We start from the raw sequence: 24,529 nt of genomic DNA on the forward strand, positions 1-24,529 counted from the left end.
CGGCTGCCGCACCACCGCGGACGACGGCGGCGCGTGAGAACGGCCTTTCAGCCGATGCGGGCCCCCGTGCCGCCGACCCGGACGCGCGGGTCACCCGCGCGCAGTGTCACCGTGAGCCGGCCCGGCCGGCCCAGGTCCTCGCCCTGGTGCAGGGTGAGGACGGCGTCCTCGGGGACAAGGCCGAACTCACGGGCGTACGCCCCGAACGCGGCGGCCGCGGCGCCGGTCGCCGGGTCCTCGACGACCCCGCCGACGGGGAACGGGTCACGGACGTGGAAGACGGTGGCCGACTCCCGCCACACCAACTGGACGGTGGTCAGGTCCAGGCGGTGCATGAGGGCTTCGAGGCGCGCGAAGTCGTACGAGAGATCCGCGAGGCGGGCGCGCGTGGCCGCCGCGAGAACGAGATGACGGGCGCCGGCGAACCCGATACGGGGCGGGAAGGCCGGATCGAGATCGGCGGCCGGCCAGCCCAGCGCGGCGAGCGCCTCCGCGAGGTCGGCGTCGGCGATCTCCTCGACGTGCGGCTCCACACTGGTGAGCGTGGCCCTGACCGTCCCGTCCTCCTCGGTCACCTCCACCGGAACGGTGCCGGCCCGCGTCGCGAACACCAGCTCCCCCGGGCCTGTCCGCTCGGCGAGCGCGACGGCGGTCGCGACGGTGGCGTGCCCGCAGAACGGCACCTCGGCCTTGGGGCTGAAGTAACGGATGCTGTACGTCCGTCCCCGCGGACCGTCGAGGTCCTTCGGGGGCGCGGTGAGGAACGCGGACTCGGAGTAGCCGAGGTCGGCGGCGATGGCCAGCATGTCCCCGTCGTCCAGATCGGAGGCGTCCAGAACGACACCGGCGGGGTTTCCGCCGTCGGGACTGCTGGAGAAGGCGGTGTATCGCAGGACCTCGGGCCGCGGCGCATTCGTCGTCATGCTCGCGGCAACGCGACGCGAGTCCGCGGCTATTCCTGGACGCGGGGGCGGCTCACACATAATCGGTTGCCCGCCGGCGGTGGCGGTGGATGCAATGTCCGGCATGACGACCCAGGCGCGCCCGCCACGGCGGGAAGAGACGAACGCGTACCACCGGGCCTCGCCACCGCGCGGTCCGCATCACCGCACGGGAGACACCTGCGCATGAGCGTGCGGTCAGCACCGCCGTCCGAAGCCGGACGGACCGACGGATCGTCCGTCCGGATCGGCGCTCTCGTTCCGCTGACCCGGCCCGGCTGGGTCGAGGCGGGCCGGCACCTGCTCGCCGGACTCGAACTGGCCGTGCGCGAGGTCAACGACGCCGGCGGGATCGCCGGAAGACCACTCGGGCTGGTGGTCCGGGACACCGCGGCCGATCCACGCAGAGCCGCGGCGGCCGTGGACGAATTGGCCCGCCTGGGAGTGGCCGCCCTGGCGGGGGAGTACCACAGCGTCGTCGCCCGAGCCGCCGCCGCCCGGGCCGACGCCCTCGGACTGCCGTTCCTGTGCTCGTCGGCGGTTCTCGACGCGCTCACCGAACGGCCGACGCGATGGGTCGCGCGCCTCGCCCCGGCGCAGTCCCACGGCTGGCGGACCTACGCGGACTTCCTCCTCGGCGCGGGGCACAGCCGCATCGCCGTGGCGGCCGAGCCGAGCGTCTACTGGGCATCCGGGGCCCGCATCCTGCGGGACCACCTCGCGCCACGCGGCGGGACCCTCGACGAACTCGACATGGGCACGCTCGCCCCCACGGCCGTGTGCGACGCACTCGTCGACCGAGGCGCGACAGCGCTCCTCCTCCTGGTCGGCCACCCGGAGCCGGCGGTGTCGATCGTCAGGTCCGTCCGCCGCGACCAGCGCCTCGCCGGGATCATGATCGGTGCTCCGGCCGGGCAACCGGAGTTCGCCCCATGGGCGACCCTGCCGGGCGGCGACGGCGCCGGCATCCCGTTCCTGCGCTATCTGCCCCGGCGCCTCGGCCCACTCGGCGCACGAGTCGGCACGGCCCTCCGCGAGCGGCTGGGCGAAGCACCCTCCTTCGTCGCCTTCGAGGGCTACGACACGGTCGTCGCCCTCACCGATGTGCTGCGCTCCCACGGCGGGGACCGGGCGCGCACGGCCGAGCCCTGGTCGCGCGTCGAGGTCGAAGGCACCCGCGGGCCCATCCGGTTCTCCCGCCCGCCGGGCACCGGCGTGTGGCAATGGGCCCGGCCGCCCGTCCAGGTCGCCGACCGGGATCCGGCGGAACCCGACCGCCTTCGGATCCTCCACACCGGCTGAGAGTCCGGAGGGCGAGGCGGTCCCATAAGCTCGTGCGGGGAAGCGTCGGATGCCAGGTGTGTGCGCCTTGAGGAGGCGATAGTGCTCGGAAGGAGCGCGCGGTTGCTCGCGGGTGCCGTGATCGTGGCCTGCATGGTGCTCATCGGACCCAGCGCGCCGAGCGGAGCCCCCTTCGCCCGGCCACTGCCCGACGGCGCCGTCGGCGACGTCGTACCGAACCGGGTCATGACGTGGAACATCTGCAACCCCTGCGAGACGAGCAACGTCGACCGGGCGGCGGAGATCGCCACGTACGCGCCCCAGGTCATCGGCCTGCAAGAAGCGTGCGTACGTGACGTCGAGAGGATCCGGGACTATCTGAGGCGTCTTTACGGGCTGGTGTACCACGTCGAGTACGGGACGGTCCTGCGGAACTGGGGCCGCTGCGGGGGAGTGCCGTGGAGCCCGGGAGCCTTCGGCCAGGCGATCCTCTCGGCGGCCCCGATGACGGACCGCGTCAATGTGGAGTACCCCGACGGAGGATCCGAGGACCGCGGGTACATGGCGGTCACCACCACGGTGGGCGGCCGGTCCGTACGGGTCTTCAACACGCACCTCGCCGAGCGACGTCAGGAAGAGGTGAGGGCGGACCAGGCAGGCGTACTCGCCGCGGTCATCGCCCGGCACGACCGCGCGATCGTTCTCGGAGACTTCAACGCCGTGCCGGGCGCTCCCGAACTCTCTCCGATCTGGGCACTGGCCGAGGACACGGACCCCCGGTGTCCTCCTTCGTACGCCGGCACCTGCGAGACGACCACCGACTGGCACAGCAAGTTCGACTACGTCTTCCTGCGGGGCGTCACCCCGCTCGGACACCGCGTGGAACCCACCCCGTACTCGGACCACCACATGCTGCACACCGACGTGGACGTGACCTAGCAGGCGCCGTGCGCGATCAGCCGGGAGACGACGGTGGGATCCGCGCCGTGCCGCGCCGCCTGGTGCAGGGGGGGCGAAACCGCTGCGGTTCCCCGGCCGGGGGAGGTCGACCCACCCCGGACGCCTCCCCAGTTCCTCGAACAATCCGCCCGAGTCGGCGTCACGGGCCCTGTCCGCGAACCGGTCCCGCTCCTGCCGGTACAGGTCACCGAAGTGCTCGCGGTCGGTGAGGCCGTCCCACTCCATGCTGATCACGCGCCCACGCCGGCCGACAGCCGTGCCCAGGGCGCCGGCCGTGCTCCGGACCGAGGTTGCTTGCGCGCTCTGCCGCGTAGGCGTGCCGGTGCTCGACGGCCGTGTGCGGCCCCGCCGGCTCGAGAGGGCGGTCAGTCCTCGTCCGGGACGGCCATCTCTCCGAGGAGGGACCAGTCGTCCTGCGGAATCGTCACGTTGACGATGCGCGGCGTCTCCACGAGGTGGGGCGGCAGCGTCGTGCGTGCGGTGGTGAAGTGCTCGGACCGTACGTGCGCGGCCCCGGCCTCGTCGTCGCGGAAGGCCTCGATCAGTACGTACTCGGTCGGGTCGTCGACGCTGCGGGACCAGTCGAACCACAGACATCCCGGCTCGTCGCGGGTCGCCTCGGTGAACTCACGGGTGATCTCGGGCCACGCGTCGGCGTGCTCGGGCAGGACGCGGAACCTGGCGGTGATGAAGATCATGACTCTCCTGGGGGCGTCGTGGTGACCGGTCGGGGACGAGGACCGTCCGTCCGGCGTCCAGGTCGTTCGGGACGTCCTGGAACCGGTCGAGGGGGTACGTGCTGGTGCGCAGTCGTACCTTCCCCCGAGCGGCGAGCACTATCACCTCGCACAGGCCGTTGTAGCTGAAAGGGGCTCTGCTCGCGGTGGGTATCGCCATCGGAATCCTGGTCCACCGCCCTTGAGCGACAACAGCCCGGTCACGGGCTCGTCCGGAGGCAGGCGGAGAAGGACGCGATCGTGCCGGCACTCCGCCCGCGGACGAGCCGGGCGGCAGGGTGCCCGTCGGTGCGCGCCGACGGGCACTGCCGCACGAGCCCGCGGCGGCACATCCGCGCCGCGCCACCGGTTGTAGGACCGGTCTCCGGGGAGTTCGCAGACGGCGTCGATCCCACCATGCGGTCGCCCTCCCCCTAGCCCTCGCCCAGCCCGCCGCCGGCCCGGTCAGGGGCCTCGTCCGTCGGGCGGCGGCGGCCTAACCCCTCGAGTCCTGCTTCCAGTCATGGGCGAGGAGCCCGAGCACCACCTCGTCCAGGAACTCGCCCATCACCCAGGCCGAGGAGCGCAGCACGCCCTCGCGGACGAAGCCGTTGCGCTCGGCGGAGCGCAGCATCGCGGTGTTGTCCGACAGCGTCTCGATCTGCAGTCGGTGCAGTCCGCGGACGACGAAACCGTAATGGCACAGCGCCGCGACCACGTCGGTGCCGTAGCCCTTGCCGCGGGAGGACGGCAGCAGCCCCAACCCGATGTGCGCGGACCGGTTGTGATTGTCGATGCCCCACAGCGTCGCGGTGCCGATCAGCGTGCCGCCGGCCAGCTCCACCACGGAGAACGGGACGGACCCCTCCTTCGTGTCGTCCACCACGAGCCGCGGATCCTTGGAGCCGGGCGCGATCGGCCGCCACGGCCCACCCTCGGCCCGGGAGGAGTTGACCACGTCGTCGTAGAGCTCGGTCCGCAGGACCGGGATGTCGTCCTCGTGCCGGGCCCTGAGCCCGACCTTGTCACCCTTCAGCATGCAGGCTTCATATCCGACCGGATCAACCTGCGGCAACCGAATAGGAGGCGAAGGCCGGGGCGTGCCCGGCCTCGCGTTCGCGGTGACGGCGGGCGGGGGCGTCGCCGGTCACGCCATGACACACGTGGGTGCCCCCCGTCCGAAAACGGGGGGCACCCACGTGTGTCACATCGGTCGGCCCTGTGCGGGACGCGCAGGCCGCCGGGCTGTCATGCGTGGGCGTGCCCACGACGATGGCCGCGCCCGTGTCCCCGACCGGTGAACAGCCGGTACAGCGCCAGCAGGATGACGGACCCGACGATGGCCGCGATCCAGGTGGACAGCTCGAAGAAGCCGTCGATCGAGTCGACCCCGAAGATCACCTTGCCGAGGAATCCTCCGAGAAGCCCACCGGCGATACCGATGAGCATGGTGATGATGATTCCGCCCGGGTCCTTGCCCGGCATGAGCGCCTTGGCGATGGCTCCGGCGAGCAGGCCGATGACTATCCACGCGATGATGCCCATCACAGACTCTCCTTGCAGTCGGTTCGCCGTACGTGTGTCCCCGGATCGCTTCTCCTAACCGACCCGTGTGCGGTCGGTGTGACTCGTCCGCCCCAGGCCCCGCGTCGCCAACCTCCGCCGGGAAAGGGCGTTTTCGCGCTTTTCTGAGGGGCACACGGGTCGCCGGTTCGCCGTCGTCCGGTGGACGGGCGGCAGTCGTCGAGGAGATGGGGATTCACATGCGTCGCAGGGGGACGAAGGTCGCCGCGATCGCGGTCGCCGCGGTCATGGGGAGTGTTCTGACGGGGTGCGGGGACGACAGCGGGTCGACGGGTGCGAAGGACGGCGCGTCGCCGAGCGCCGGCCGGAGCGGCGGGGGTCAGGACCGGAGCGCGACAGCGGTGCGGACGGCCTACGAGAAGACGGCCGAAGCCGAGTCGGCCCGGATGACGATCAGGACGAAGCTCGCCGCGGAGGGCGAGACGATCACGTCGGACGGCAAGGGCGTCCTCGATCTGGCCGAGGGCGACAGCGTCATGACCGTCGACGCTCAGGGCGAGAGCATCGAGCAGCGTGTGGTCGACGAGGTCCTGTACCAGAAGGCCCAGGGCCAGAACGCTCCGGGCGGCAAGCCCTGGATCAAGATCGACCTGCAGAAGGTCGCCGCCCGGCAGGGCGTGAACGACCAGCGGATCGGCGACCCGGCCCAGACCGTGGCCTATGCCAAAGCGATCACCGACAAGGACGTCACGGAGGTCGGCACCGAGAAGGTCGACGGCGTCGACACCACCCACTACCGGGTCTCGGTGGACGTGACCGAACTGCCGGGCGGTGACCGGATGCGCGAGCAGCTCGGCCCGACGCTGCCGATGCAGGTCTGGCTCGACGACGAGGGGCGGCTCCGTCGCCAGCAGGTGGACATGACCGTCAAGGCCCCGGCCTCCGCCTCCGCGAAGCCGGACGGCGGCGCGGTGCCGCAGCAGCTCAAGATGAGCACCGTGATGGAGTTCTCGGACTTCGGCGCCGAGGTCGATGCCGAGGCCCCGCCGGCCGGACAGGTGGCCGACATGACGGACAAGGCCCTTCAGCAGAGCCGGCAGCAGGGTTGAGCCGTGGACGCCCGGTCGGCGGGGACGGCCGGGCGGGTCTCACCTCCTGACCCGCCGACGCCCTCGTGCACACGGAAGTCGGGGTGGCCGGTGAGCCGTTGTTCCGCCTTCTCGCCCGGAGTCGTCACCGGCACCCCTGCCGCGGCGCGTTCTTCATCATGTCGCCCCAGGGGTCCCCGCACCTCCGCAGGCGCGTGCCGCCGCGTACGCGGACTCCCGTTCCCCACGCCGGCGTAAGGCCGTTGAAGACGTCCCGTGGGCGGGGTGGCGGTTCGTTCCCCTCCTCGCGAACGTCCTGACGGACGGGAGCGTCGCCGCCGTGCGGGTGCGGGAGGGGGCGCCGTCGGCGGGTGCGGTGGGTGGCCGGGGTCAGACGAAGGCGGGATTGCCGGTCACCGTGCGGGCGTGGGCCAGGAGCCGTGTCTCGATCTCGGCTGCCGTCGCGGTGCCGATCAGCAGGTCCATGGCGTAGCCGTCCTCCAGGGCGACGAAGGACCTGCCCAGCGCGCGGGGGGCGGCGGTGAGCGTGAAGTGTCCCTCGTCCTCGCCGTGCGTGAGGACCTGGCGGTACAGGCCGGTCTGCTGGTCGACGAAGACCTGGTGCGCCCGGCCGACCGCCTCGTTGCGCAGGGCCACGGGGAAGAGTTCGAACAGCAGCCGGGTGCTCTGCTCGCCCGCACCCGGCCACGGCACTCCGCTGCGGATGCACGCCCGCAGCTGCTCCACCGGCCCCTCGGCCGCCGTGATCGCCTCTTTGCGGGTGTCGAAGTAGGTCGCGGCAGCGTGCTCGAAGACCGCTGAGAAGAGTTCCTGCAGGTCGGAGTAGTAATAGAGCACGGAGGCCGGGGTGACCTGCGCTTCCGCGGCCACGTCCCGCAGCTTGAGGGCGGTCGCCCCCGTGCTGATGACGGCCCGTGCGGCCGCGTCGATCAGCTGGGCACGCCGTTCCGCCTGGTTCCTCGGTCGGGGCATGGTCCACATGCTCGCACACACGGTCCCTTTTTCCGGAGCGAGCCCATTGACCCCCGGCGGATTCGTTAACTAAATTTCGTTTAACTAATCCGCTCACACACCTGGTGCTCCATGTCGCGTCCTCTTCCCCTTGTTATGGCCCAGGCCGCCCGGCGTCCCGCCGACGATCTGGACGGCTTCGCCGCCGATGTCGCCCGGCGCACGCGGGGCCTGCCCGCGCAGCCGCTGGTCGTCTATCCCGAACTGCACCTGTGCGGCGCCCCGAGCGGCTCCCCGCTGGATCCCGCGGACCTGCCGGAGGCCACCGCCGAACCGCTGGACGGCCCCCGTGACACCGCGCTCGCGCGGATCGCCGCCGACCTCGGGGTGTGGCTGGCCCCGGGCAGCGTCTACGAACGTGGTGACGACGGACGTGTCCACAACACCGCCGTGGTGTACTCCCCGCGCGGCGAGCGCGTCGCCGCCTACCGCAAGATCTTCCCCTGGCGGCCCTACGAGACCACGGTCCCCGGCGCCGAGTTCACCGTCTTCGACATGCCCGGCGTCGGCCGTATCGGCCTGTCGATCTGTTACGACGCGTGGTTTCCCGAGACGACCCGTCACCTCGCGTGGATGGGAGCGGAGCTGGTGCTCAACTTCGTCGAGACCGGCACCAGCGACCGGGCCCAGGAGATCGTCCTCGCCCGGGCCAACTCCATCGTCAACCAGGTCTTCACCGCCAGCGTGAACTGCGCCGCCCCCGTGGGCACCGGGCGCAGTCTGCTGGTCGACCCCTCCGGCACCGTCCGCTCGCAGGCTCCGGGCGACGGCGACACGTCCCTCACCGATGTCGTCGACCTCGACGAGGTGAGTAACATCCGGCAGTTCGGCACCGCGGCCCTGAACCGTCCCTGGCAGCAGTTCCGGCCCGACGACAGCCCGCTCGACCTGCCCCTCTACCAGGGCCGTATCGACCCCGCCACCTGGAGCGGCCGTACCCGCCACGGCTCCGCCCCCGTCCCCGCAGAGAGCACACCATGACCGGTCAGCCCACCCGGATGAGAGGCAACCTCGGTCTCCTGTCCATCGTCCTGTTCGGCCTCGCCTACATGGCACCGGCCGTCGTCACCTCCACCTTCGGCGTCATCGCCGCGACCAGCGACGGTGCCGCCCCCACCGCGTACCTCGTCGCGACCGGTGCGATGCTGCTGACCGGCCTCAGCTACGCCAAGATGGCCCGGATCGTCCCGTCCTCGGGGTCCGTCTACACCTACGCGCGGCGCATGCTCGACTCGCGGTTCGGCTTCCTGGCCGGCTGGGCCATGCTCCTGGACTACCTGTTCCTGCCCATGGTGGCCTTCCTGGTGCAGTCGATCTACCTGCACGCGCAGTACCCGTCGGTGCCGCAGTGGCTCTGGCTGGTGATCAACATCGTGGCGGCCACCGCCGTCAACGTCATCGGCCTCAAGGTCGCCGACAAGGTCAACAAGACGCTGCTGATCGCCGTCACCGGCTGCCTGCTGGTCCTGGCCGTGCTCTGCGTCCGCCACGGCTTCGACCACGGTGGGACCGCGGCGGCCGGACACGCGCTCTGGAACAGCTCCACCAGCATCCCGGCGATCACCGCGGCCGCGGCCGTCGCCGCCTACGCCTTCCTCGGCTTCGACGCCGTCAGCACCCTCAGCGAGGAGGCGCGGGACCCCCGGCGGACCATCCCGCGCGGCATCGTCCTCACCGTGCTGGCAGGAGGCGTGATCTTCGTGGCGCTCTCCTTCGTGATGCAGTGGGCCCACCCCGGCGGCACCTTCGCCGACGAGTCCTCGGCCGGCTACGCCGTCTCCGCGCTCGTCGGCGGCCAGGACTTCGCCGACGTCGCGAACACCATCACCATGCTCGGCGGCTTCGCCTCCTGCGTGGCCATCCAGGCCAGCACCAGCCGCCTGATGTTCGTCATGGGCCGTGACAACGTCCTTCCCCGCCCCGTCTTCGGACGCCTGCACGCCAAACTGCTCACCCCGGTGCCGAACGTCCTCATCGTGGCCACGGTCGCGCTGTTGGCGATGAACCTGTCCCTGGCCGACGCCACCTCGTTCATCAACTTCGGCGCGTTCCTCGGCTTCACCCTGGTCAACATCTGCGTCATCGCCCACGCCGTACGGCAATGGCGCTCCGGGAACCGCCCCTCACCGCTCGGCTTCGTGATCCTCCCCCTGGCCGGCGCGGCCGTCGACGTCTACCTGATCACCCAACTCGGCTCCACCGCGACCGGACTGGGACTTCTCTGGCTCGCCATCGGCGTCGTCCACCTCGCCGTCATCACCAGGGGCTTCCGCCGCCCCACACCCGAACTCCGGCTCGACTCCGAGGACTCCGCCACGACCTCGCACTGACAGGACGTCCCCCTGCGCGGTGTCCGTGGCCGCGCAGGGCGTACGGAGTCCCTTCGGATCCGCCGCCCGCCCGGCCGGAGAGCTGTCCGGGCAGGCGGCCTCACCGGCTCGGCCCACCTGCCCCGGGGTTTCCTCATCCGTGCAGGCGCCGGTCGATTCTTTCCCGTACCTGGTACCACAGTTGCGTGTGTTGGCCGGGGTCCATCCCCTCGGCGGCGAACACGGCGTCGGCGAAGCTGTCCGCGTCGGCGGGCGGTGCCTCCCGCAGGCGCTGCTGCTCGTGGGACGGGAGGCAGAAGCCGAGGTCGACGCAGAGTTCGTAGAGGAGTTCCCGTATCTCGGCCTTCGGGTCGCGTGGTGTCATGGAACGGCATGGTGGCACGCCCGGTCCGCTTATATCACGGAATTCAAGGCAACACCCCATGTCCTGGCGGGCGCCGGGTGACAATGATCATCGTGACGTCCCTCCACACCAACCCGCTCTTCGCCCGGCTCGCCGATTCCGAACGGATCCTCGTCGCGGGCGCGGGCGGCGGTTTCGACATCTACTCCGGCCTGCCGGTGGCCCTCTCCCTCCTGCACCAGGGGAAGGAGGTGTACCTCGCGAACCTCTCCTTCAGCGCGCTCGCCGGTCTTCCGGCCGACGACTGGGCCGCCGACGACCTCGCCGTCGTCACTCCCGACTCCGCCCCGCACCAGAGCTACTTCCCGGAGCGGACCCTCGCCCAGTGGTTGCGGCGGCACGGCTACCCGCCCACCGTGTACGCCTTCCCGCAAACCGGCGTACGCCCGCTGCGCGCCGCTTACCAGGCACTGACCGAGCTGCACGGCATCGACGCCGTGGTCCTGGTCGACGGCGGCACCGACATACTGTTGCGCGGTGACGAGGCCGGTCTCGGCACACCGGAGGAGGACCTGACCAGCGTGGCGGCGCTCGCCGCGCTGGACGGCGTACCGAACCGGGTCGTGGTGTCCGTCGGGTTCGGCGTGGACGCCTACCACGGCGTGAACCACGTACAGGTCCTGGAGAACATCGCCGCCCTGGAGCGCGACGGCGCGTACCTCGGCGCGTTCTCGATACCACGCGCCACCCGTGAAGGAGCCCTGTACCTGGACGCGGTGGCGCACGCCCAGCACCACACCCCCGAGCACCCCAGCATCGTGAACGGCTCGATCGCGGCGGCCGTGCGCGGCTCGTTCGGTGACGTCCGGTTCACCGAACGCACGCGGGGCAGCGAGTTGTTCGTGAACCCGCTGATGTCCCTGTGCTTCGCCTTCGACCTGCCGGGCCTGGCTGCCCGGTGCCTCTACCTGGACCGCATCGAGGACACCCACCTGATGCGCCAGGTCCACTCCCGGATCGCCGAGTTCCGCGAATCCATGGTGACCCGCCCGCCCCGCACCTTCCCCCACTAGCGACCGGACCGGCCACGGGCGGCCTTCGGGGCGCAGCCACACGATGCACGGCATGTCACCTCGGGGAGCCGGCGCCCGCCGGGACGACGACATACTGCCTGCGCCGGTCCGGGCGCGCCGGGACGATCCGCGCAGGCGGGTCGGGTTGCTGTTCCTCGGCTGAGCGGCTCGGCCGGGGGAGGCCCGCGGCGTGCTCCGTGCTAGCGTTGGCTGTTTGCTGTGTCGCTGTGTCGGTGTCCCTGGCCGGTGACCGCGTCCCTGCCGGGCCTTCCTCGGTACGGTCCCTCGGAGGAAGGCTTTCTGTGAGCGAATCAGTACGTACCGATGCCCGGCGGCAGGACTGTGCGGCCGAGGCGTCAGGGGCCGCTCCGGTGCCGCCCACGGTGGCGTCCTTCGCGCGGCTGGGGCTGCCGGCCGAGGTCCTGCGGGTGCTCGACGAGCACGGTGTGACGGTGCCCTTCCCCATCCAGGCCGCCGCGCTGCCGAACGCGCTCGCGGGACGGGACGTCCTGGGCCGGGGCCGTACGGGATCCGGCAAGACGCTCGCCTTCGGCCTGGGGATGCTCGCCCGGACGGCAGGGCGGCGCGCGCAGCCGAAGGAGCCGCTGGCGCTCGTCCTGGTGCCCACCAGGGAGCTGGCGCAGCAGGTCGGTGAGGCGCTCGCTCCGTACGCCGAGGCGCTGCGGCTGCGGCTCGCGACCGTGGTGGGCGGAGTGTCCGTCGGACGGCAGACCGCCGCGCTGCGGGACGGCGCCGAGATCGTCGTCGCCACGCCCGGCCGGCTGCACGACCTCGTCGAGCGCGGGAGCTGCCGGCTGGGGCGTGTGCGCATCGTGGTCCTGGACGAGGCCGACCAGATGTGTGACATGGGGTTCCTGCCGCAGGTCACCGAGATCCTGGACCAGGTGCGTTCCGACGGGCAGCGGATGCTGTTCTCCGCCACCCTCGACCGTGACGTCGACCAGCTGGTGCGGCGCTACCTGCGCGACCCCGCCGTCCACTCCGTGGACCCCTCGTCCGGCGCGGTCTCCGCGATCGAGCACCACGTCCTCGTCGTGCACGGCCCGGACCGGTACGCCGTGACCACGGAGATCGCCGCCCGGGACGGCCGCGTCCTGCTGTTCCTGGACACCAAGCACGGCGTCGACCAGCTCACGCGGCATCTGCGGGCCAGTGGCGTGTCCGCCGCCGCCCTGCACAGCGGGAAGTCCCAGCCGCAGCGCACCCGGACCCTGGACCGGTTCAGGGACGGGCAGGTCACCTCGCTGGTGGCGACGAACGTCGCCGCACGGGGCCTGCACGTCGACGACCTCGACCTCGTGGTCAACGTCGACCCGGCCACCGACCCGAAGGACTACCTCCACCGCGCGGGCCGCACGGCGCGGGCCGGCCGCTCCGGCACCGTCGTGACGCTCGTCCTGCCGGGACAGCGCCGCGAGACGAGCCAGGTCATGGCGGACGCCGGCGTCGCTCCCAAGGTCACCAAGGTGCGGTCCGGCGAGGCGGAGCTGAGCCGGATCACCGGCGCCAGGGCCCCCTCCGGAGAGCCTCTCGACGGCGGGCCGGCCGTATCACGCCCCAAGAACCACAACGTCCCGTTCCGCGGCCTGGGCAGCGCCAAGGACGCGAAGAGCGGCTCCGGTGGCAGGCCCTCCCGCAAGAGCAGCGAGGCCCGCAAGCTCGCGGAGGCCCGCAAGGCGGCCCGGGTACGGCGCGGCGGCTGAGCCCGCCCTCCCCGGTGAACCGGCCGACCAGTCGGCAGGGCGTGGACCGGGGGTCGCCGAAATGCCCGTCAAGGACGGCCGCGGCCTCGGCCCCGACCTGCTCACGATGCCGTCCCGCACCTCGACGGACCACCGGGGCGGATCTCCCCGGAGAGAGGGACGGCACCGCGTGCCCGCGACCCCGGCCGGACGAACGGCAGATGACGCGAGGACCGAAGCGGCGGCCGGCCCCGTGCCGCGACTGCTGCTGCGGCAGCCCCGAGGTGACCGGTGGGGTCGCCCTTGGGGACGTCCTTGTCGGTGATCGCCTTGGCGTAAGCCGGAGTGCGGGCCGGGTCGCCGATCCGCTGGTCGCTCAGGCCCTGCTGCACGGTCACTTCCTTCGGGTCGATCTCGATCCAGGGCTTGCCGCCCGGAGCGTTCCGACCCTGGGCCTTCCGGTACAGGACCTCGTCGACCACGCGCTGTTCGACGCTCTCGCCCTGCGCGTCGACGGTCATGACGCTGTCGCCCCCGGCCGGATCGATGCCACCCTTGCCGTCGGATGCGCTCGTCCTGCCTTCCGCCGAGAGCTTCGTCCTGATCGTCGTCCACGTCGTCACGGATTCGGCCCTCCTGTCGTGGGCCGCTCGAGCCTCCGTCGTGCCCTGCTCCCGGACGCCGGCACTTCTGCTCGCGTTCGGCGACGCGCCGTCGCGAACCGGTAAGGCTGGACGGTCTCCCCGTGACGGTGTTGCGGGAAGCCTTCCGTCCCGAGCCACGACGGCTCGGGGCAATGGGCCGGCCGACGGTGACTGAGCCCTTTCCGGCCTGCTCCGCGCCGGTTCGGGCACACCGGCTCAAGGGGCTCATGCCTTCCTGCGAGTGATCGCCTGTGTGACAGCCACGCCGACCGCCAAGAAGCCTGCGGCGACAGCGAGCAGGACACCCGTGGGCACCAGGGCATCCGCGGAGTCCGAGGAGTCCTGCAGGCGGGTGAGCATGATGTTGACCGGGGACACACCCTTGCCCAGCAGCACGGCCAGCAGGAGCACCAGGGCAAGGACGAGCGCGTAGCCCTGCCGTCGGAACACCAGCCGCGAGCAGACCAGTCCGATGGCCATGCCGGTGAAAGCGCAGGTGAGTTGGGCCTCGGCTCCCAGCACCAGGTCCGCGAGGCCGAGGGTGTGGGTTCCGAGCATCAGCGGCAGCACCAGACCGGCAGCCGTCAGCAGCAGGCACCACACGGCGGCCGTCCCGACCGTCGCGAGCAGAACGCGCAGACGGCTGCCGGCGCTGACGACGACGATCGAGCGGTGCGGCTGGTCCTCGAGACCGATCAGTGCCATGGTCAGCCAGACCGAGCAGGGCAGCACGGCCCCGGCCACCGAGGCGTAGGTCGCGGTGAGCGGGCCGGCGTCGCTGCTGGTCAGCACGGTCACCAGGCCGAGGAACAGCAGCAGCGGTGCCAGGTAGCGCTGGGAAAGCAGCAGCGTCGTGAACATGTAGCGGACCAGGGCGATCACAGGGCGGTTCCCCTCGCATCGAACCGGTGATCGTGTTCACCCACTGTCCCGGCGAGGCCCGCCACCGACCACCGGTGCCGCAGCGCCGTCAGGAGTACGGCGTCCGAGTGCTCCCGCGCCACCCGCAGGACGACCTGCCCGCCGCGCCGGGCGGAGTCCACCACACCCGGCAGCGCCGACCAGTTCGTTTCGACCGGGGTGACGCCGGTGGGCGGCACCGTCAGGACCAGCTCGACCATCGAGGTCCGATCCCCGGCGGGCCGGCCGCCGCGCATGGTGATCCGGCCGTCGCCGATGACGTAGACGCCGTCGGCGTGCGTCTCGGTGATCGCCTCGCGGTGGTCGGTGAAGACCACCGCCCCGCCCTGTGCGGCCGCTTCGTCGATGAACTCGGCGAGGACCCCGTGGGCCGAGGCGTCCAGACCTGACCAGGGCTCGTCGAGGACCAGCAGGTCGGGTCCGACGAGCAGCGCCTGGGCGAGCGCCACCTTCTGGGCGTTGCCCTTCGACAGCGTGCGCAGCGATGCGTCCCGCCCGCCCACCAGGGACAGCCGCTCCAGCAGATGATTGCCTCGGCTACGGGCGGCGGAGGCCGACAGGCCACGGATACGCCCGATGTGGGTGAGATAGGAGATCGCCGAGATGCGGTCGTGGGCGGTGAAGCGGTCCGGTACGTAACCGATGTGCGAGGGTCGGCCCGACACGGTTCCGGAGGTGGGCCGGGACAGTCCGACGAGGATCCTCAGCAGGGTCGACTTCCCGGAACCGTTGCCGCCCACCACCGCGAGGACGTCACCGGCCGAGACCTTCATGTTCACGTCGCTGAAAATCCACCGCCCCCTGCCGTAACGCTTGCCGACCGCCTCGCAACGTAACAACTCGGTCCTCCCCGTGGTCTGCGCACCGGGCCTTCCAGCCTGACGGGCGGGCTTGACAGTCAGGCCGACAGGCAGGTGAAGCCCTGGTGGCCGGCTTGTCGGCCGAGGGAACCGTCTCCACCTGAGGCTTCGCGTGCTTGTCTACCCGCCGGGTGTCGACGTGTCCAGTTCCGCCCTGCGCTTTCCGAGCGTCCGGTTGCAAGCGCGTCGCCGCGCCCTCGGCATCCGATGGCGCCATGTCGTCCCGGCGGCCACCGGGGCTGAGGACTGAGGACCGCGGGGATCACACGGCGCAGCCGGCTCGTCCCGCGCAAGCGGTCACGGTGAAGTGCAGGTCAGTCGTCGGCGGCGGCGACGAGCGCGCGCACGTTCTCGACGCTGCCGCAGCCGGACTCCAGATACTGCGCGCGCGCCTTCAGGAAGGACCGCCCCAGTTCGGCGCGGCGGTCGTCCGTGACGTTCTCCCGGGCGTCGTTGAGGAGGGTGCGTTCCTCCTCGTCCGCGTGGTGGTTGACCGCCGTGACCAGCTCTTCGAGCTTCTCCTCCCACTCGCCGGAAGCGGTGTCCTCCACCTCCAGCAGTGCCAGCAGCGCTTCATTGGCCTCATGGTGCTCGTGGACGCTGTGGTCGACATCCTCGCCCTCGACGTTCTTGTAGCGGCGCAGGGCGGGATAGACCTCGTCCTCCTCGGCCGAGGCGTGTGCGATGAGCAGGCCCGCGAACTCCTCCAGGGCTGCGGCGCGGTCCGCTTCGGCATTGCGCATGGTGCGGAAGAGGTCCTCCATACGGCGGTGGTCCTGCAGAATGAGCTCGACGACGTCGGTGGACGACACAGGAACCCTCCTTACTGCGTGTGACGGTGATCCGGTCTCGCGGATACCCGGGTTTCCGCGGATGAGGCGTGCGGGTTCGCGTGCGGCGGCTTTCACCGCCCCAGGCCGGACCGGCGGGGGCCCTCCCTGGAGGGCCTGCCCCCGACCATGTGTGGAGTGATCGTCCCGCTTCTCCGTGCCGTGCGTCTCGCCCGCAGCTAGAGGTGCCGACAGCGCTCCGGCCGCAGGTCGCCGCCGGCTGCCCGGCACCCGTACGCGGAAGTGCTCTCCCCGTGCCTCTGAACCGAGCCGGTCCCGTCCGGGACGCCGGACTGCGGCGGGAAACCCACTGCTCCGTCGGGCGGTCGCCCTCTCCCGTTCCGGGCGGACGTCCATGTGGGTTCGTTCCGGAAAGCGGCTTTCGGCGCTGTCCGGTTCACACGGCTTCAGGTTCCACATGATCCGGGTCGCACTGATCGACCCTCCCGCCAAGTGCGCAACGGACGGGTCTCCGCCGGCCCGGCGAGGGACTCGCCAGGGCACGAGCCACGACTCATCGGGATCGAAGGCCCTCTCGGCCGGACCCTGGTCCGGAGGCACCCCGGAACTGCTGGTGAGGGCCGGGACACGGGCGGGAGACACCGGGAGCAAGAGTGTGCTTCCGCTCGCTGCTCGGATGCGTTCCGACAAGGGCGCCTGACGGGCACCATCCCTGATCAGGCGCCCTTTCCCACGCCTGGAAGAATCCCAGCTTCTTCGGCGAGTACGACACCAGCAGGTTCAGGGTCTGCTGGTGGTACATCATGAGCAGCGTCGTGACCAGGGGAAACGTAGGTTGGGCTCACTGTGAGCTGGATGTTGGCCCGTGTGTGGTCCGGATCTTCGTCTTGACCGATCCGGTGGGCGCAACCCGGAGCTGGGTCCTCCAGGGAATCAGGGACGAGCGAGGGCGGCTCGCTGTTACAACCAGCCCGAATTGGCTGCGTGGCGGTCGCCTCGGGCCCAACTGCCCACGCGCACAGCGGCGAGGACCGTCAACCTCGGTAAGCTCCCCCCGACCGTCGACGCTCCCATCGCCCTCGGCAACGCCGCCACCCTGTCCCGCACCTTCCAGCTCTCCCCGCCGGAGCGATGGCCGACGTCGAGCAGCAGACCGACGCCACCGGCCGGGCCCGCTCCGCCGTCCAGGCCGTCCTCGACGTTGCCCCGAACGGCAGTGTGCCCTCGATGCCCTGGGGAAGCTGAGCGCGACTTGCGGGCCCCTTCTCCATCCTCGTCCTCACCGCGACCGCTGTGCGCGCCGTGCTCACCGCCCCCGCCTGAGTACGCCCGAAGGTTCCGGCGTCGCGACCTTGCCCCTTCGCGGGATCTCGCGCCACACCGGCCCAGTGGTGATGCCCTGCCCGGCCAGCCAATCGACGTACCGGCGCAGGCGGAAGACGAGGCGCAGGTCTTCCCGGTCGTGGAGGGTGATCGTCTGCTCCTCGCCCTGGTGGGTCTCCTCCTCGGCGAGCCAGACGAACACGCGGTCGTCGATGATCGTCAGGTCCTCGAGGTCCGGGTCGACGTCTTCGGCACTGTGCCCGAGGAACCGGTACCCGAAGGCGAACATCGCCGAGTCGCGCCGGCCGATCGGCCGGGCATCGGCCTCCGCCTTCTCCAGCGTCGGGACCAGGTACGGCAGCGTGCTCGGGAACGCCATCAGCCGTGGAGGAGCATGTGGCCAGTGCGACCGTGAGAATGACCGCGGTGACGACGGCGGTTGCGCGGGAACCAATCCTCACGTCGAGGTTCTTCACAAGACGCGCCGAGGAGCGGGAAGCGGGCGACGGAACAGGGAACCCGCCCCGTCGCCCGCCGCGGAGCGTCAGCTCTTGTCGAGGAGTCCGTTCATCTCCTCGATCTCGGCGGTCTGCGCGGTGATGATGTCGTCGGCCAGGGTCTTGGCCGGCCCGTACCGACCCTTGTCCTTCTCGGTGGCGGCCATGTCCACGGCGCCCTCGTGGTGCTCGATCATCATGGTCAGGAACATGGTGTCGAAGTCATGGCCGGAGGCCTCCATGAGCTGGTCCATGTCCTCGGTGCCCATCATTCCGGGCATGTCGGAGGAGTCGTCACCGTGCCCGCCGTGGTCCATGCCGGGCATGTCGGAGGGTACGTCCTCACCCCATGCCTCCAGCCACCCGGACATGGTCTCGATCTCCGGGTCCTGGGCCTTCTCGATCCGGGAGGCGAGATCCTTGACCTCGGCGGAGGACGCCCGGCTCTGTGCCGTCTGTGCCATCCGGAGGGCCTGCTGGTGGTGCGGGATCATGCCCTGCGCGAAGTCGACGTCCTGGTCGTTGTGGGCGCCGGCGGTGTCCTCGGCGCTCGTCGGGGCGGACGTCCGCGTGCCGGAGCCGGTGCCGGAGGGGGCGTCGCCGTTGCCGCAGGCGGCGAGGACGAGGGCGGCGGTCACGGCCGTGACGCCCAGGGCGGCACGGCGGACGAGGGAACGGGTGCTGGTCATGGGTGTACTCCTGCGAGGTACGAAGGTGGGCGCGCCGATCGGCGCGGGACACGGCTGAGCGCCGTATCCGCCCTGACGGTGGGGCGGGCACGGCTCGGCCTTGTCCTAGATCCGCAGGAGCTGCAGTTCGGCCAGGGTGGGCGGGGCACGCCCGCCCCAGGGTGTGGCGGTGAAGGCGCCGGGCAGGTGATCGCTGGATGGGGCCGGACCGACGGGGTCGGGCATCAGCGGGGGCAGAACCGGCCCCGCGCCGACCGCCCCGGACGCGCAGGTGGCATCGGCGTGCTGTGTGTGGCCGCCGCTGCTGTCGGCGCCGTGACAGATGAACTCGTCGGCCGTCCCCAAACCCGCGTGTGTCGTGACGGCGGGGGAGTGGTGTGGCGAATGGCCGCCTGTCACGACCGCGTCGGCAGGCCCGAGGGCGTGCATGCCGAGCAGACCGGCGAGCACCCCGAGCAGCAGCAGCGCACGCCACCGTCCGAAGGACGATCGCGCACGGCGGAGCTGCGTACGGGCTGTCACGTCCCTCATGTTACGGAAGCGGCCCCGCTGTATGCGGGGCGAGAGGTGCGCAGGAGGGGATCGAGGCGCGCCACAGCCGGTCGTGCTCTGCGGCGGTCGTCAGGGTGATCAAGCCGGTGTCGAACTCGGTGTCCATGGTGCTGACCGCGTCCAGGCTGTCGGTACGAGTCGTTCTCACCGATCCGGGCCTCGCTCGACGAGTTGGATGCGGCAGGAGTCGAGGCGAGCGGGATCAGGGGTGTCGACGGAGGGCTCAAGAACATCGTCTTCGCATCCACCGGTCACAAGCCGGAGATCGTGATGAGCCACCTCATCGACGGTGCCGTCGAGATGGTCGAGCACGCGGACAGCTGCCTGGTCCACGACCGTCCGCTGACGGATGCCGGCCTCACCCGGGGTGGTCTCGTTGATTGGTGGAGGGCGGAGACGGGCGTGAACGGCGCGGCCGAGCGTGACGTCGCCCGATCGCTCCACCAGAGGCTGCACGCGTCGCTCGCCTCTGAGGCGGAGGGGTTCGTGTTCTTCGCCTTCGCCAGCCGCTACGCCGATCCCGACGGCATGTCGCAACCTGCCCTGCTGCCCCAGGTCTACGTGCACTTCGATCCACTCACCCGGCGGCACCGCGAGATCCTCAGCAAACCGCGGCGGCTTGCGAGGGAGCGGATGGACTTCCTGCTTCTGCTGCCCAAAGGTGTGCGCATCGTGATCGAAGTCGACGGCAGGCATCACTACGCGCGGGAGGTCCCGAAGGGCTCGGGGTGCTGGATGGCGGCGCCGGACCTCTATTCGGAGATGGTCGCGGAGGACCGTTCTCTTCGGCTCAAGGGCTACGAGGCATCTCGTTTCGGGGGCAAGGAGCTCCTCGAAGCGCGCGATGACCCCAGGTTCATCCGGCAGTTCTTCGCGGAGACGGAAGCGCGTTTCTGGGCCGCCGGCAGAGGAGTGGGGCGGTAGCGAGCGGGACGGCTGTGGGAGGACTTGAGGGCGGTCATGGCACGTCCTCGTCGCCACGGTGGCGGGCGGCGGGTTGCTGCGGTGGGGCGGAGGCGCTGCTCGGGGCGCCGGCCTTCGCGGTGTCCGGTGCGGTGCCGGTGTTCTGGCCGCGAGTGGCGATGAGGGACCAGACGATGGACACGGTGATCGTCACGGTGATGACGCCGAGGGTGAGGGGGATGGGCAGCTTGCCGACGGGAGTTTCGGACAGGATGAGCTTGACGCCCGCGAAGGCCAGCAGCACCGCGAGTCCGTAGTGGAGGTAGGCGAAGCGGCGCAGCAGTCCGGCCAGGCAGAAGTACAGGCTGCGCAGGCCGAGGACGGCGAAGGCGTTGGCGGTCCACACGATGAAGGTGTTCGTGGTGATGGCCAGGATCGCGGCGACGGAGTCGACGGCGAAGATCAGGTCGGTGGCCTCCACCGCGACCAGGGCCACGAACAGCAGCGTCGCCACCCGCCGGCCGTTGATCCTGGTGAAGAACCTGTCGCCGTGGAAGCGGGCATCGGTGGGGACGACCTTCCGGACCAGGCGGACCACGGGATTGCGGTCGGGGTGGACTTCCTCGTCCTTGGAGACCGCCATCCTGTAGCCGGTCCAGATCAGGAACGCGCCGAACAGGTAGGCGGTCCAGAAGAACAGCTGCAGCAGTTCGGCGCCGACGAAGATGAACACCAGCCGGGCGGCGAGGGCGCCGAGGACGCCCCAGAAGAGGACCTTGTGCTGGTAGGCGTCGGGGACGGCGAAGAAGGAGAAGACCAGTGCGAAGACGAAGACGTTGTCGATGGACAGGGCTTTTTCGATCAGGTAGCCGGCGTAGTAGGTGGAGGAGACTTCTCCGCCCTGCCACACGAGCAGCACCAGGCCGAAGGCGAGGCCGATGGCGATCCAGATCCCGCTCCAGACCGCGGCCTCCTTGAAGCCGATCACATGGTTGTCACGGTGGGCGATCAGGTCGACGGCGAGCATGACGGCGATCACGAGGGTGACCGCGGCCCAGACCCACAGCGGGACGGTGAACGAAAGCTCATTCATGGTCGATCGGCTTCCTCGAACGGGAGAGGGGAGGGAAGGGGAGGTCCCCGGACCCTGGCACGTACGGAGGGGAGCCGGGTCCGGGCCGCCGGTTCACATGGGCGATCACCTCCCCGGTCTCGCGGGTGGTCGGCTGTGGGCGGTGCGGTGGCGCCTACGAGGGCCGGAAAGCGGTGCCCCGCACATCGGCGAGCAGTGCATCACGATGCCGGGCCCGATGCTGCAGGCCGGCCCTTCGGGCCGGGGCGGCGCCGCAGAGTCGGGAACGGAGTCCAGGCCGTCGGCGCGACGGTGTGCACGAACGGGCCGCACCGCAGGGCGGAGGCCTCGGTCAGGACGTGGGCGTCCAGTCCGGCCGGTCCCCGGGCGGCGGCCACCAGCACCGAGGACAGGTGGCGGGCGGCGACGTCCAGTACCGCCCCCGCCGCCCGCAGCCGGGTGCCGCGCGGCGTGACGCGGTGGACGACCGGAATGTGGTCCAGGCCGGCCTGCCGCACCCTGGGCAGCACCCGGCCCATCACCACACGGGCCGCATGCGTGTCCGCCTCGGCGGTGACGGATGAGTGGGCGTGCGAGGGCAGGACGGCGACGAGCAACAGAGGCGCCCGACGCGGGACGGCCAGTCGCAGCGCGGTGTCGATGACGGCGATGTCCTGGACGGAGTCCGCCAGGAGAGCGGTCACCGGACGTGGCGGAGGAACCGGTGGGACCCGTTCGGCAGGGATCACGGGACGAGCCAGGGGCTGAGGGAACACAGTGGCCCCCTTCGGGAAGTGCGGGTGGTTTCGGGGGATGACTCAAGCGTCACTCGCCCATGCGGACCCGTCAAGAATTACGCGAATTTTTTTTCGTCAATCATTCTTCGCATATGCTTGATACGCGAATCCCGCTTCGTATGATGGGGATTCATGAGCGTGTCTTCCTCCCGTGGTGATCAGTGGACCTTTCTGACCAACCACGCCCGCGTCCTGCTGCAGATCGCCCGCGATCCCGACACGCGGCTGCGTGACATCGCCACGGGCATCGGCATCACCGAACGTGCCGTCCAGCTCATCGTCGCCGACCTCGAGGCCGCCGGATACCTCACCCGCACCAGGGTGGGCCGCCGCAACCGCTACACCATCGACCCGACCGTGGCCCTGCGCCACCCCGCCGAGGCCGACCACCCCGTGGGCGACCTCCTCGGGGCCTTCCTCCACCGCGAGGAAAGCCCCGCGCCGGCCGGGCCGGAGTCCTCCCGCACGTGATGCCCGGCCTGCCGCGCTGATTCCGACGGGCAGGGGCAGCGACTCGGTGACGACGGCCCCCGGTGCCGATCCCACGGACTCGAGGCCCTCACGGACGAAGGACCTTCTCGTCCCGGCCGGGGACCCTCGGCCACCTGGTGCGGGCGTCGCTCCGGCGTGATCCTGGAATGGGATCGACACAGAGGAAAGGGGGCGCTGTCATGCACGCCCACCTTGGCGACCGGCTGATCGTCGAGAGCCCGGCCACCGGTGTCGTCCGGCGGGACGGGGAGATCGTCGGCCTCCATCACGACGACGGGACACCGCCGTACGACGTGCGCTGGTCGGACACGGGCGACGTCACGCTGGTCTTCCCAGGGCCGGACGCCCACCTCCACCACCTCGGTGCGGAACGGGAGGCGCCGGACGCACCGGTGCCGGGTGACGCGGCTGCCACCGGGGCCGCGGACACCGAAGCCGTCGCCGGCGGCCCCGGCGACATCGGGCGGAGACTGGCGGCCGCACGTCGGCGGAAGGGCCTCGGCCTGGAGGAGACCGCCCGCCGGGCCCGTATGTCACCGGCCTACCTCGACTACCTCGAGACGCACCCGTCCGACCCGGGCTTCGGGACCCTCGTCCGCCTGGCCGACGCACTGGGGACCACCCTCCTCGAACTGCAGGGAGGTGGCCGGGAACGGCCACCGGGACAGGGGAGGGCGTTGCTCCACCCCCGTCTGAGGGATCTCGGGGAGCAGGAGTGCCGGGCCCTGCTGTCGACACACGGTGTGGGGCGGATCTCGCTGGCCACGCCGCACGGTCCTGCCGTGTTCCCCGTCAACTACGAGGTGGCCGACGGGGAGATCGCCTTCCGTACCGCGCCCGACGCCGCCCCCGCGGCGGCGGCCGGCAGCGAGGTGGCCTTCGAGGTCGACCACGTCGACGAGGCCATGAGCCAGGGCTGGAGCGTCCTGGCGGTGGGCCGGGCCCGGGCCGTCACGGAACCCGGCGAGGCACGTCGGCTCGACGAACGCGCCCACACCGAACCCTGGGCCGGGGACCGGCGCACGCTGTGGATGGTGATCGCGGTCGACCGGCTGACCGGACGCCGCATCACCCCTGCCGAGGAGGCCTGACCACCCACGGCGGACGTCCTCGCGGTCACCGGGACCTCGGGGACGCGGCAGGGGCCGTTCGGCCCCGGGCATCTCCGGTGCTGCGGCGGTGAACTGGAAGTGTCCGGCCGTCGCGGGGGAAACCAGCCGACAGGAGGCCGAAATGAAGATCCGAACGCGCTGTGGCCGCAGCATCGACGTCACCCGCTTCGCCCCGCGGGGACTGCCCGCCCACATGGGACGCGTCGTGATGGACACGTCCTTCGCACCCCATGACGAGGGCGAGCTGTGGGCCTCCCTCACCGCCGAGGAGGCCCGGCGCCTCGCCGGGCTGCTGCTCTTCCAGGCCGCCGCCGTCGATCCGGTTCCCGCCGGACGGCCCGGAGCGGCCGAGGTGGTGCCGATCGCGGGTGACTCCTTCGAGATACGGGTGCGCGGCCACGTCCTGACGGTGGACCAGCCGCTGTCCGACGGGGGCAATGACACCGCGCCCACGCCCGTGGAGCTCTTCGTGGCGGCGGTCGCCTCCTGCGCGGCGCACTACGCGGGACGCTTCCTGGACCGCCACGGGGTCGGCCGGGACGGCCTGTCCGTCCGCGCGGAGTTCCGCATGGCCGACGACAGGCCCGCCCGTGTCGCCGCCCTCTCCCTGACCGTCCTGGCCCCGACCCTGCCGCCGCAGCGGCTGTCCGCCCTGCGCGCGGTGGTCTCGCACTGCACGGTGACCAACACGCTGGCCCGGGCCCCGGAGATCGAGCTGGACGTCCGCGGCGCTTCCGCCGACACGGTGACCCCGGAGCCGCAGGCGAGCCCCGGCTGACCGCCCGCCGGCCGACCCCTCGCGAAGGCGCTGCGGCCTTGGCTGCGGCCCCGGGGCCGCGGACACCGTTGCCCTGCCGTGGCGCTGAGCCGCGCTGGTGTCGGCAT

At 71.2% G+C, this 24,529-nt stretch carries 26 protein-coding genes and 1 pseudogene; 12 read left to right on the plus strand and 15 right to left on the minus strand.

What is annotated here, in order from left to right; all coding sequences use genetic code 11:
- Nucleotides 1–47: 47 nt before the first annotated feature.
- Nucleotides 48–923 (minus strand): PhzF family phenazine biosynthesis isomerase, encoded by an 876-nt coding sequence (locus tag B7767_RS20595; RefSeq protein ID WP_085573490.1) that lies wholly within the window; start codon nt 921–923, stop codon nt 48–50.
- A gap of 204 nt (nt 924–1,127) precedes the next feature.
- On the opposite strand from B7767_RS20595, the gene B7767_RS20600 reads away from it, so the two are divergent.
- A complete protein-coding gene (locus B7767_RS20600; RefSeq protein WP_085573491.1) occupies nt 1,128–2,243 on the plus strand; it encodes an ABC transporter substrate-binding protein in 1,116 nt (371 codons plus the stop codon).
- A 78-nt stretch (nt 2,244–2,321) separates the two neighbouring features.
- Nucleotides 2,322–3,161, plus strand: coding sequence for an endonuclease/exonuclease/phosphatase family protein (locus B7767_RS20605; protein WP_085573513.1), 840 nt, complete (start codon nt 2,322–2,324; stop codon nt 3,159–3,161).
- 386 nt (nt 3,162–3,547) lie between these two features.
- On the opposite strand, the gene B7767_RS20615 is transcribed toward B7767_RS20605, so the two are convergent.
- From B7767_RS20615 to B7767_RS20630, 3 genes are all read right to left on the minus strand, one after another.
- On the minus strand, nt 3,548–3,880 hold the full coding sequence (locus tag B7767_RS20615) for a putative quinol monooxygenase (protein WP_085573492.1): 333 nt from the start codon (nt 3,878–3,880) through the stop codon (nt 3,548–3,550).
- A 514-nt stretch (nt 3,881–4,394) separates the two neighbouring features.
- Complete coding sequence (locus B7767_RS20625) at nt 4,395–4,937, minus strand: GNAT family N-acetyltransferase (RefSeq protein ID WP_085573494.1); 543 nt, start codon at nt 4,935–4,937, stop codon at nt 4,395–4,397.
- A 209-nt stretch (nt 4,938–5,146) separates the two neighbouring features.
- A complete protein-coding gene (locus B7767_RS20630) occupies nt 5,147–5,443 on the minus strand; it encodes a GlsB/YeaQ/YmgE family stress response membrane protein (RefSeq protein WP_085573495.1) in 297 nt (98 codons plus the stop codon).
- Nucleotides 5,444–5,661: 218 nt separating this feature from the next.
- On the opposite strand from B7767_RS20630, the gene B7767_RS20635 reads away from it, so the two are divergent.
- On the plus strand, nt 5,662–6,531 hold the full coding sequence (locus tag B7767_RS20635) for a hypothetical protein (protein ID WP_179167220.1): 870 nt from the start codon (nt 5,662–5,664) through the stop codon (nt 6,529–6,531).
- A gap of 369 nt (nt 6,532–6,900) precedes the next feature.
- On the opposite strand, the gene B7767_RS20640 is transcribed toward B7767_RS20635, so the two are convergent.
- Nucleotides 6,901–7,503 carry a TetR/AcrR family transcriptional regulator gene (locus B7767_RS20640; protein ID WP_085573514.1) on the minus strand — a complete coding sequence of 201 codons (603 nt, stop codon included), beginning with the start codon at nt 7,501–7,503 and terminating at the stop codon, nt 6,901–6,903.
- A 111-nt stretch (nt 7,504–7,614) separates the two neighbouring features.
- Here B7767_RS20640 and B7767_RS20645 point away from each other — a divergent pair, with 111 nt between their 5' ends.
- Together B7767_RS20645 and B7767_RS20650 are read left to right on the plus strand one after the other, a co-directional pair.
- Nucleotides 7,615–8,523, plus strand: a complete 909-nt coding sequence (locus B7767_RS20645) for a carbon-nitrogen hydrolase family protein (protein ID WP_085573497.1) — start codon at nt 7,615–7,617, stop codon at nt 8,521–8,523.
- Nucleotides 8,520–9,872 carry an APC family permease gene (locus B7767_RS20650; protein WP_085573498.1) on the plus strand — a complete coding sequence of 451 codons (1,353 nt, stop codon included), beginning with the start codon at nt 8,520–8,522 and terminating at the stop codon, nt 9,870–9,872. The genes B7767_RS20645 and B7767_RS20650 overlap by 4 nt, the downstream gene beginning before the upstream one ends.
- A gap of 133 nt (nt 9,873–10,005) precedes the next feature.
- Here B7767_RS20650 and B7767_RS20655 read toward each other — a convergent pair whose 3' ends face one another.
- On the minus strand, nt 10,006–10,236 hold the full coding sequence (locus B7767_RS20655; RefSeq protein WP_085573499.1) for a hypothetical protein: 231 nt from the start codon (nt 10,234–10,236) through the stop codon (nt 10,006–10,008).
- Nucleotides 10,237–10,328: 92 nt separating this feature from the next.
- Here B7767_RS20655 and B7767_RS20660 point away from each other — a divergent pair, with 92 nt between their 5' ends.
- The gene (locus B7767_RS20660; protein ID WP_085573515.1) at nt 10,329–11,288 is read left to right on the plus strand and encodes a DUF1152 domain-containing protein; all 960 of its coding nucleotides are present in this window, start codon (nt 10,329–10,331) and stop codon (nt 11,286–11,288) included.
- A gap of 302 nt (nt 11,289–11,590) precedes the next feature.
- Nucleotides 11,591–13,012: a DEAD/DEAH box helicase gene (locus B7767_RS20665; protein WP_085573500.1), complete on the plus strand. Its 1,422-nt coding sequence runs from the start codon at nt 11,591–11,593 to the stop codon at nt 13,010–13,012.
- A 101-nt stretch (nt 13,013–13,113) separates the two neighbouring features.
- On the opposite strand, the gene B7767_RS20670 is transcribed toward B7767_RS20665, so the two are convergent.
- The 3 genes from B7767_RS20670 to B7767_RS20680 form a co-directional block, all read right to left on the minus strand.
- On the minus strand, nt 13,114–13,614 hold the full coding sequence (locus B7767_RS20670) for a hypothetical protein (protein WP_085573501.1): 501 nt from the start codon (nt 13,612–13,614) through the stop codon (nt 13,114–13,116).
- 246 nt (nt 13,615–13,860) lie between these two features.
- Nucleotides 13,861–14,517 carry a hypothetical protein gene (locus B7767_RS20675; protein ID WP_085573502.1) on the minus strand — a complete coding sequence of 219 codons (657 nt, stop codon included), beginning with the start codon at nt 14,515–14,517 and terminating at the stop codon, nt 13,861–13,863.
- The gene (locus B7767_RS20680; RefSeq protein ID WP_373408228.1) at nt 14,514–15,329 is read right to left on the minus strand and encodes an ATP-binding cassette domain-containing protein; all 816 of its coding nucleotides are present in this window, start codon (nt 15,327–15,329) and stop codon (nt 14,514–14,516) included. Before B7767_RS20680 ends, B7767_RS20675 begins: the two co-directional genes overlap by 4 nt.
- Nucleotides 15,330–15,528: 199 nt before the next feature.
- On the opposite strand from B7767_RS20680, the pseudogene B7767_RS44750 reads away from it, so the two are divergent.
- Nucleotides 15,529–15,636: pseudogene (locus B7767_RS44750) on the plus strand (IS5/IS1182 family transposase); the annotation flags it as partial.
- Between the two features lie 94 nt (nt 15,637–15,730).
- Here B7767_RS44750 and B7767_RS20685 read toward each other — a convergent pair.
- The 4 genes from B7767_RS20685 to B7767_RS20700 all read right to left on the minus strand — a co-directional run bounded on the left by B7767_RS20685 (nt 15,731) and on the right by B7767_RS20700 (nt 19,238).
- Nucleotides 15,731–16,228: a hemerythrin domain-containing protein gene (locus B7767_RS20685; protein ID WP_085573504.1), complete on the minus strand. Its 498-nt coding sequence runs from the start codon at nt 16,226–16,228 to the stop codon at nt 15,731–15,733.
- Between the two features lie 1,285 nt (nt 16,229–17,513).
- Nucleotides 17,514–17,909, minus strand: a complete 396-nt coding sequence (locus B7767_RS20690) for a hypothetical protein (protein WP_085573505.1) — start codon at nt 17,907–17,909, stop codon at nt 17,514–17,516.
- A gap of 165 nt (nt 17,910–18,074) precedes the next feature.
- The gene (locus tag B7767_RS20695; protein ID WP_085573506.1) at nt 18,075–18,716 is read right to left on the minus strand and encodes a DUF305 domain-containing protein; all 642 of its coding nucleotides are present in this window, start codon (nt 18,714–18,716) and stop codon (nt 18,075–18,077) included.
- Nucleotides 18,717–18,821: 105 nt separating this feature from the next.
- On the minus strand, nt 18,822–19,238 hold the full coding sequence (locus tag B7767_RS20700) for a DUF6153 family protein (RefSeq protein ID WP_085573507.1): 417 nt from the start codon (nt 19,236–19,238) through the stop codon (nt 18,822–18,824).
- Between the two features lie 201 nt (nt 19,239–19,439).
- Here B7767_RS20700 and B7767_RS20705 point away from each other — a divergent pair, with 201 nt between their 5' ends.
- A complete protein-coding gene (locus B7767_RS20705) occupies nt 19,440–20,192 on the plus strand; it encodes a hypothetical protein (RefSeq protein ID WP_179167221.1) in 753 nt (250 codons plus the stop codon).
- Between the two features lie 34 nt (nt 20,193–20,226).
- On the opposite strand, the gene B7767_RS20710 is transcribed toward B7767_RS20705, so the two are convergent.
- Both B7767_RS20710 and B7767_RS48170 read right to left on the minus strand, forming a co-directional pair.
- The gene (locus B7767_RS20710; RefSeq protein WP_085573508.1) at nt 20,227–21,264 is read right to left on the minus strand and encodes a TerC family protein; all 1,038 of its coding nucleotides are present in this window, start codon (nt 21,262–21,264) and stop codon (nt 20,227–20,229) included.
- 200 nt (nt 21,265–21,464) lie between these two features.
- A complete protein-coding gene (locus B7767_RS48170; protein ID WP_256923509.1) occupies nt 21,465–21,947 on the minus strand; it encodes a universal stress protein in 483 nt (160 codons plus the stop codon).
- A 225-nt stretch (nt 21,948–22,172) separates the two neighbouring features.
- On the opposite strand from B7767_RS48170, the gene B7767_RS20720 reads away from it, so the two are divergent.
- The 3 genes from B7767_RS20720 to B7767_RS20730 all read left to right on the plus strand — a co-directional run bounded on the left by B7767_RS20720 (nt 22,173) and on the right by B7767_RS20730 (nt 24,422).
- Nucleotides 22,173–22,511, plus strand: coding sequence for a helix-turn-helix domain-containing protein (locus tag B7767_RS20720; RefSeq protein WP_085573509.1), 339 nt, complete (start codon nt 22,173–22,175; stop codon nt 22,509–22,511).
- A 200-nt stretch (nt 22,512–22,711) separates the two neighbouring features.
- The gene (locus tag B7767_RS20725; protein WP_085573510.1) at nt 22,712–23,623 is read left to right on the plus strand and encodes a pyridoxamine 5'-phosphate oxidase family protein; all 912 of its coding nucleotides are present in this window, start codon (nt 22,712–22,714) and stop codon (nt 23,621–23,623) included.
- Nucleotides 23,624–23,765: 142 nt separating this feature from the next.
- Complete coding sequence (locus B7767_RS20730) at nt 23,766–24,422, plus strand: OsmC family protein (RefSeq protein ID WP_085573511.1); 657 nt, start codon at nt 23,766–23,768, stop codon at nt 24,420–24,422.
- Nucleotides 24,423–24,529 lie beyond the last annotated feature (107 nt).

The organism is Streptomyces sp. 13-12-16, assembly GCF_002114215.1.
Classification (GTDB): domain Bacteria; phylum Actinomycetota; class Actinomycetes; order Streptomycetales; family Streptomycetaceae; genus Streptomyces.

What these genes read in the sequence shown, in the direction of transcription:
- B7767_RS20710 (WP_085573508.1), bottom strand. Translation starts at nt 21,264, where the DNA reads ATGAATGAGCTTTCGTTCACCGTCCCGCTGTGGGTCTGGGCCGCGGTC.
- B7767_RS20600 (WP_085573491.1), top strand. Translation starts at nt 1,128, where the DNA reads ATGAGCGTGCGGTCAGCACCGCCGTCCGAAGCCGGACGGACCGACGGA.
- B7767_RS20615 (WP_085573492.1), bottom strand. Translation starts at nt 3,880, where the DNA reads ATGATCTTCATCACCGCCAGGTTCCGCGTCCTGCCCGAGCACGCCGAC.
- B7767_RS20625 (WP_085573494.1), bottom strand. Translation starts at nt 4,937, where the DNA reads ATGCTGAAGGGTGACAAGGTCGGGCTCAGGGCCCGGCACGAGGACGAC.
- B7767_RS20690 (WP_085573505.1), bottom strand. Translation starts at nt 17,909, where the DNA reads ATGGCGTTCCCGAGCACGCTGCCGTACCTGGTCCCGACGCTGGAGAAG.
- B7767_RS20650 (WP_085573498.1), top strand. Translation starts at nt 8,520, where the DNA reads ATGACCGGTCAGCCCACCCGGATGAGAGGCAACCTCGGTCTCCTGTCC.
- B7767_RS20655 (WP_085573499.1), bottom strand. Translation starts at nt 10,236, where the DNA reads ATGACACCACGCGACCCGAAGGCCGAGATACGGGAACTCCTCTACGAA.
- B7767_RS20695 (WP_085573506.1), bottom strand. Translation starts at nt 18,716, where the DNA reads ATGACCAGCACCCGTTCCCTCGTCCGCCGTGCCGCCCTGGGCGTCACG.
- B7767_RS20725 (WP_085573510.1), top strand. Translation starts at nt 22,712, where the DNA reads ATGCACGCCCACCTTGGCGACCGGCTGATCGTCGAGAGCCCGGCCACC.
- B7767_RS20680 (WP_373408228.1), bottom strand. Translation starts at nt 15,329, where the DNA reads ATGAAGGTCTCGGCCGGTGACGTCCTCGCGGTGGTGGGCGGCAACGGT.
- B7767_RS20640 (WP_085573514.1), bottom strand. Translation starts at nt 7,503, where the DNA reads ATGCCCCGACCGAGGAACCAGGCGGAACGGCGTGCCCAGCTGATCGAC.
- B7767_RS20645 (WP_085573497.1), top strand. Translation starts at nt 7,615, where the DNA reads ATGTCGCGTCCTCTTCCCCTTGTTATGGCCCAGGCCGCCCGGCGTCCC.
- B7767_RS20730 (WP_085573511.1), top strand. Translation starts at nt 23,766, where the DNA reads ATGAAGATCCGAACGCGCTGTGGCCGCAGCATCGACGTCACCCGCTTC.
- B7767_RS20595 (WP_085573490.1), bottom strand. Translation starts at nt 923, where the DNA reads ATGACGACGAATGCGCCGCGGCCCGAGGTCCTGCGATACACCGCCTTC.
- B7767_RS20630 (WP_085573495.1), bottom strand. Translation starts at nt 5,443, where the DNA reads ATGGGCATCATCGCGTGGATAGTCATCGGCCTGCTCGCCGGAGCCATC.
- B7767_RS20635 (WP_179167220.1), top strand. Translation starts at nt 5,662, where the DNA reads ATGCGTCGCAGGGGGACGAAGGTCGCCGCGATCGCGGTCGCCGCGGTC.
- B7767_RS20720 (WP_085573509.1), top strand. Translation starts at nt 22,173, where the DNA reads ATGAGCGTGTCTTCCTCCCGTGGTGATCAGTGGACCTTTCTGACCAAC.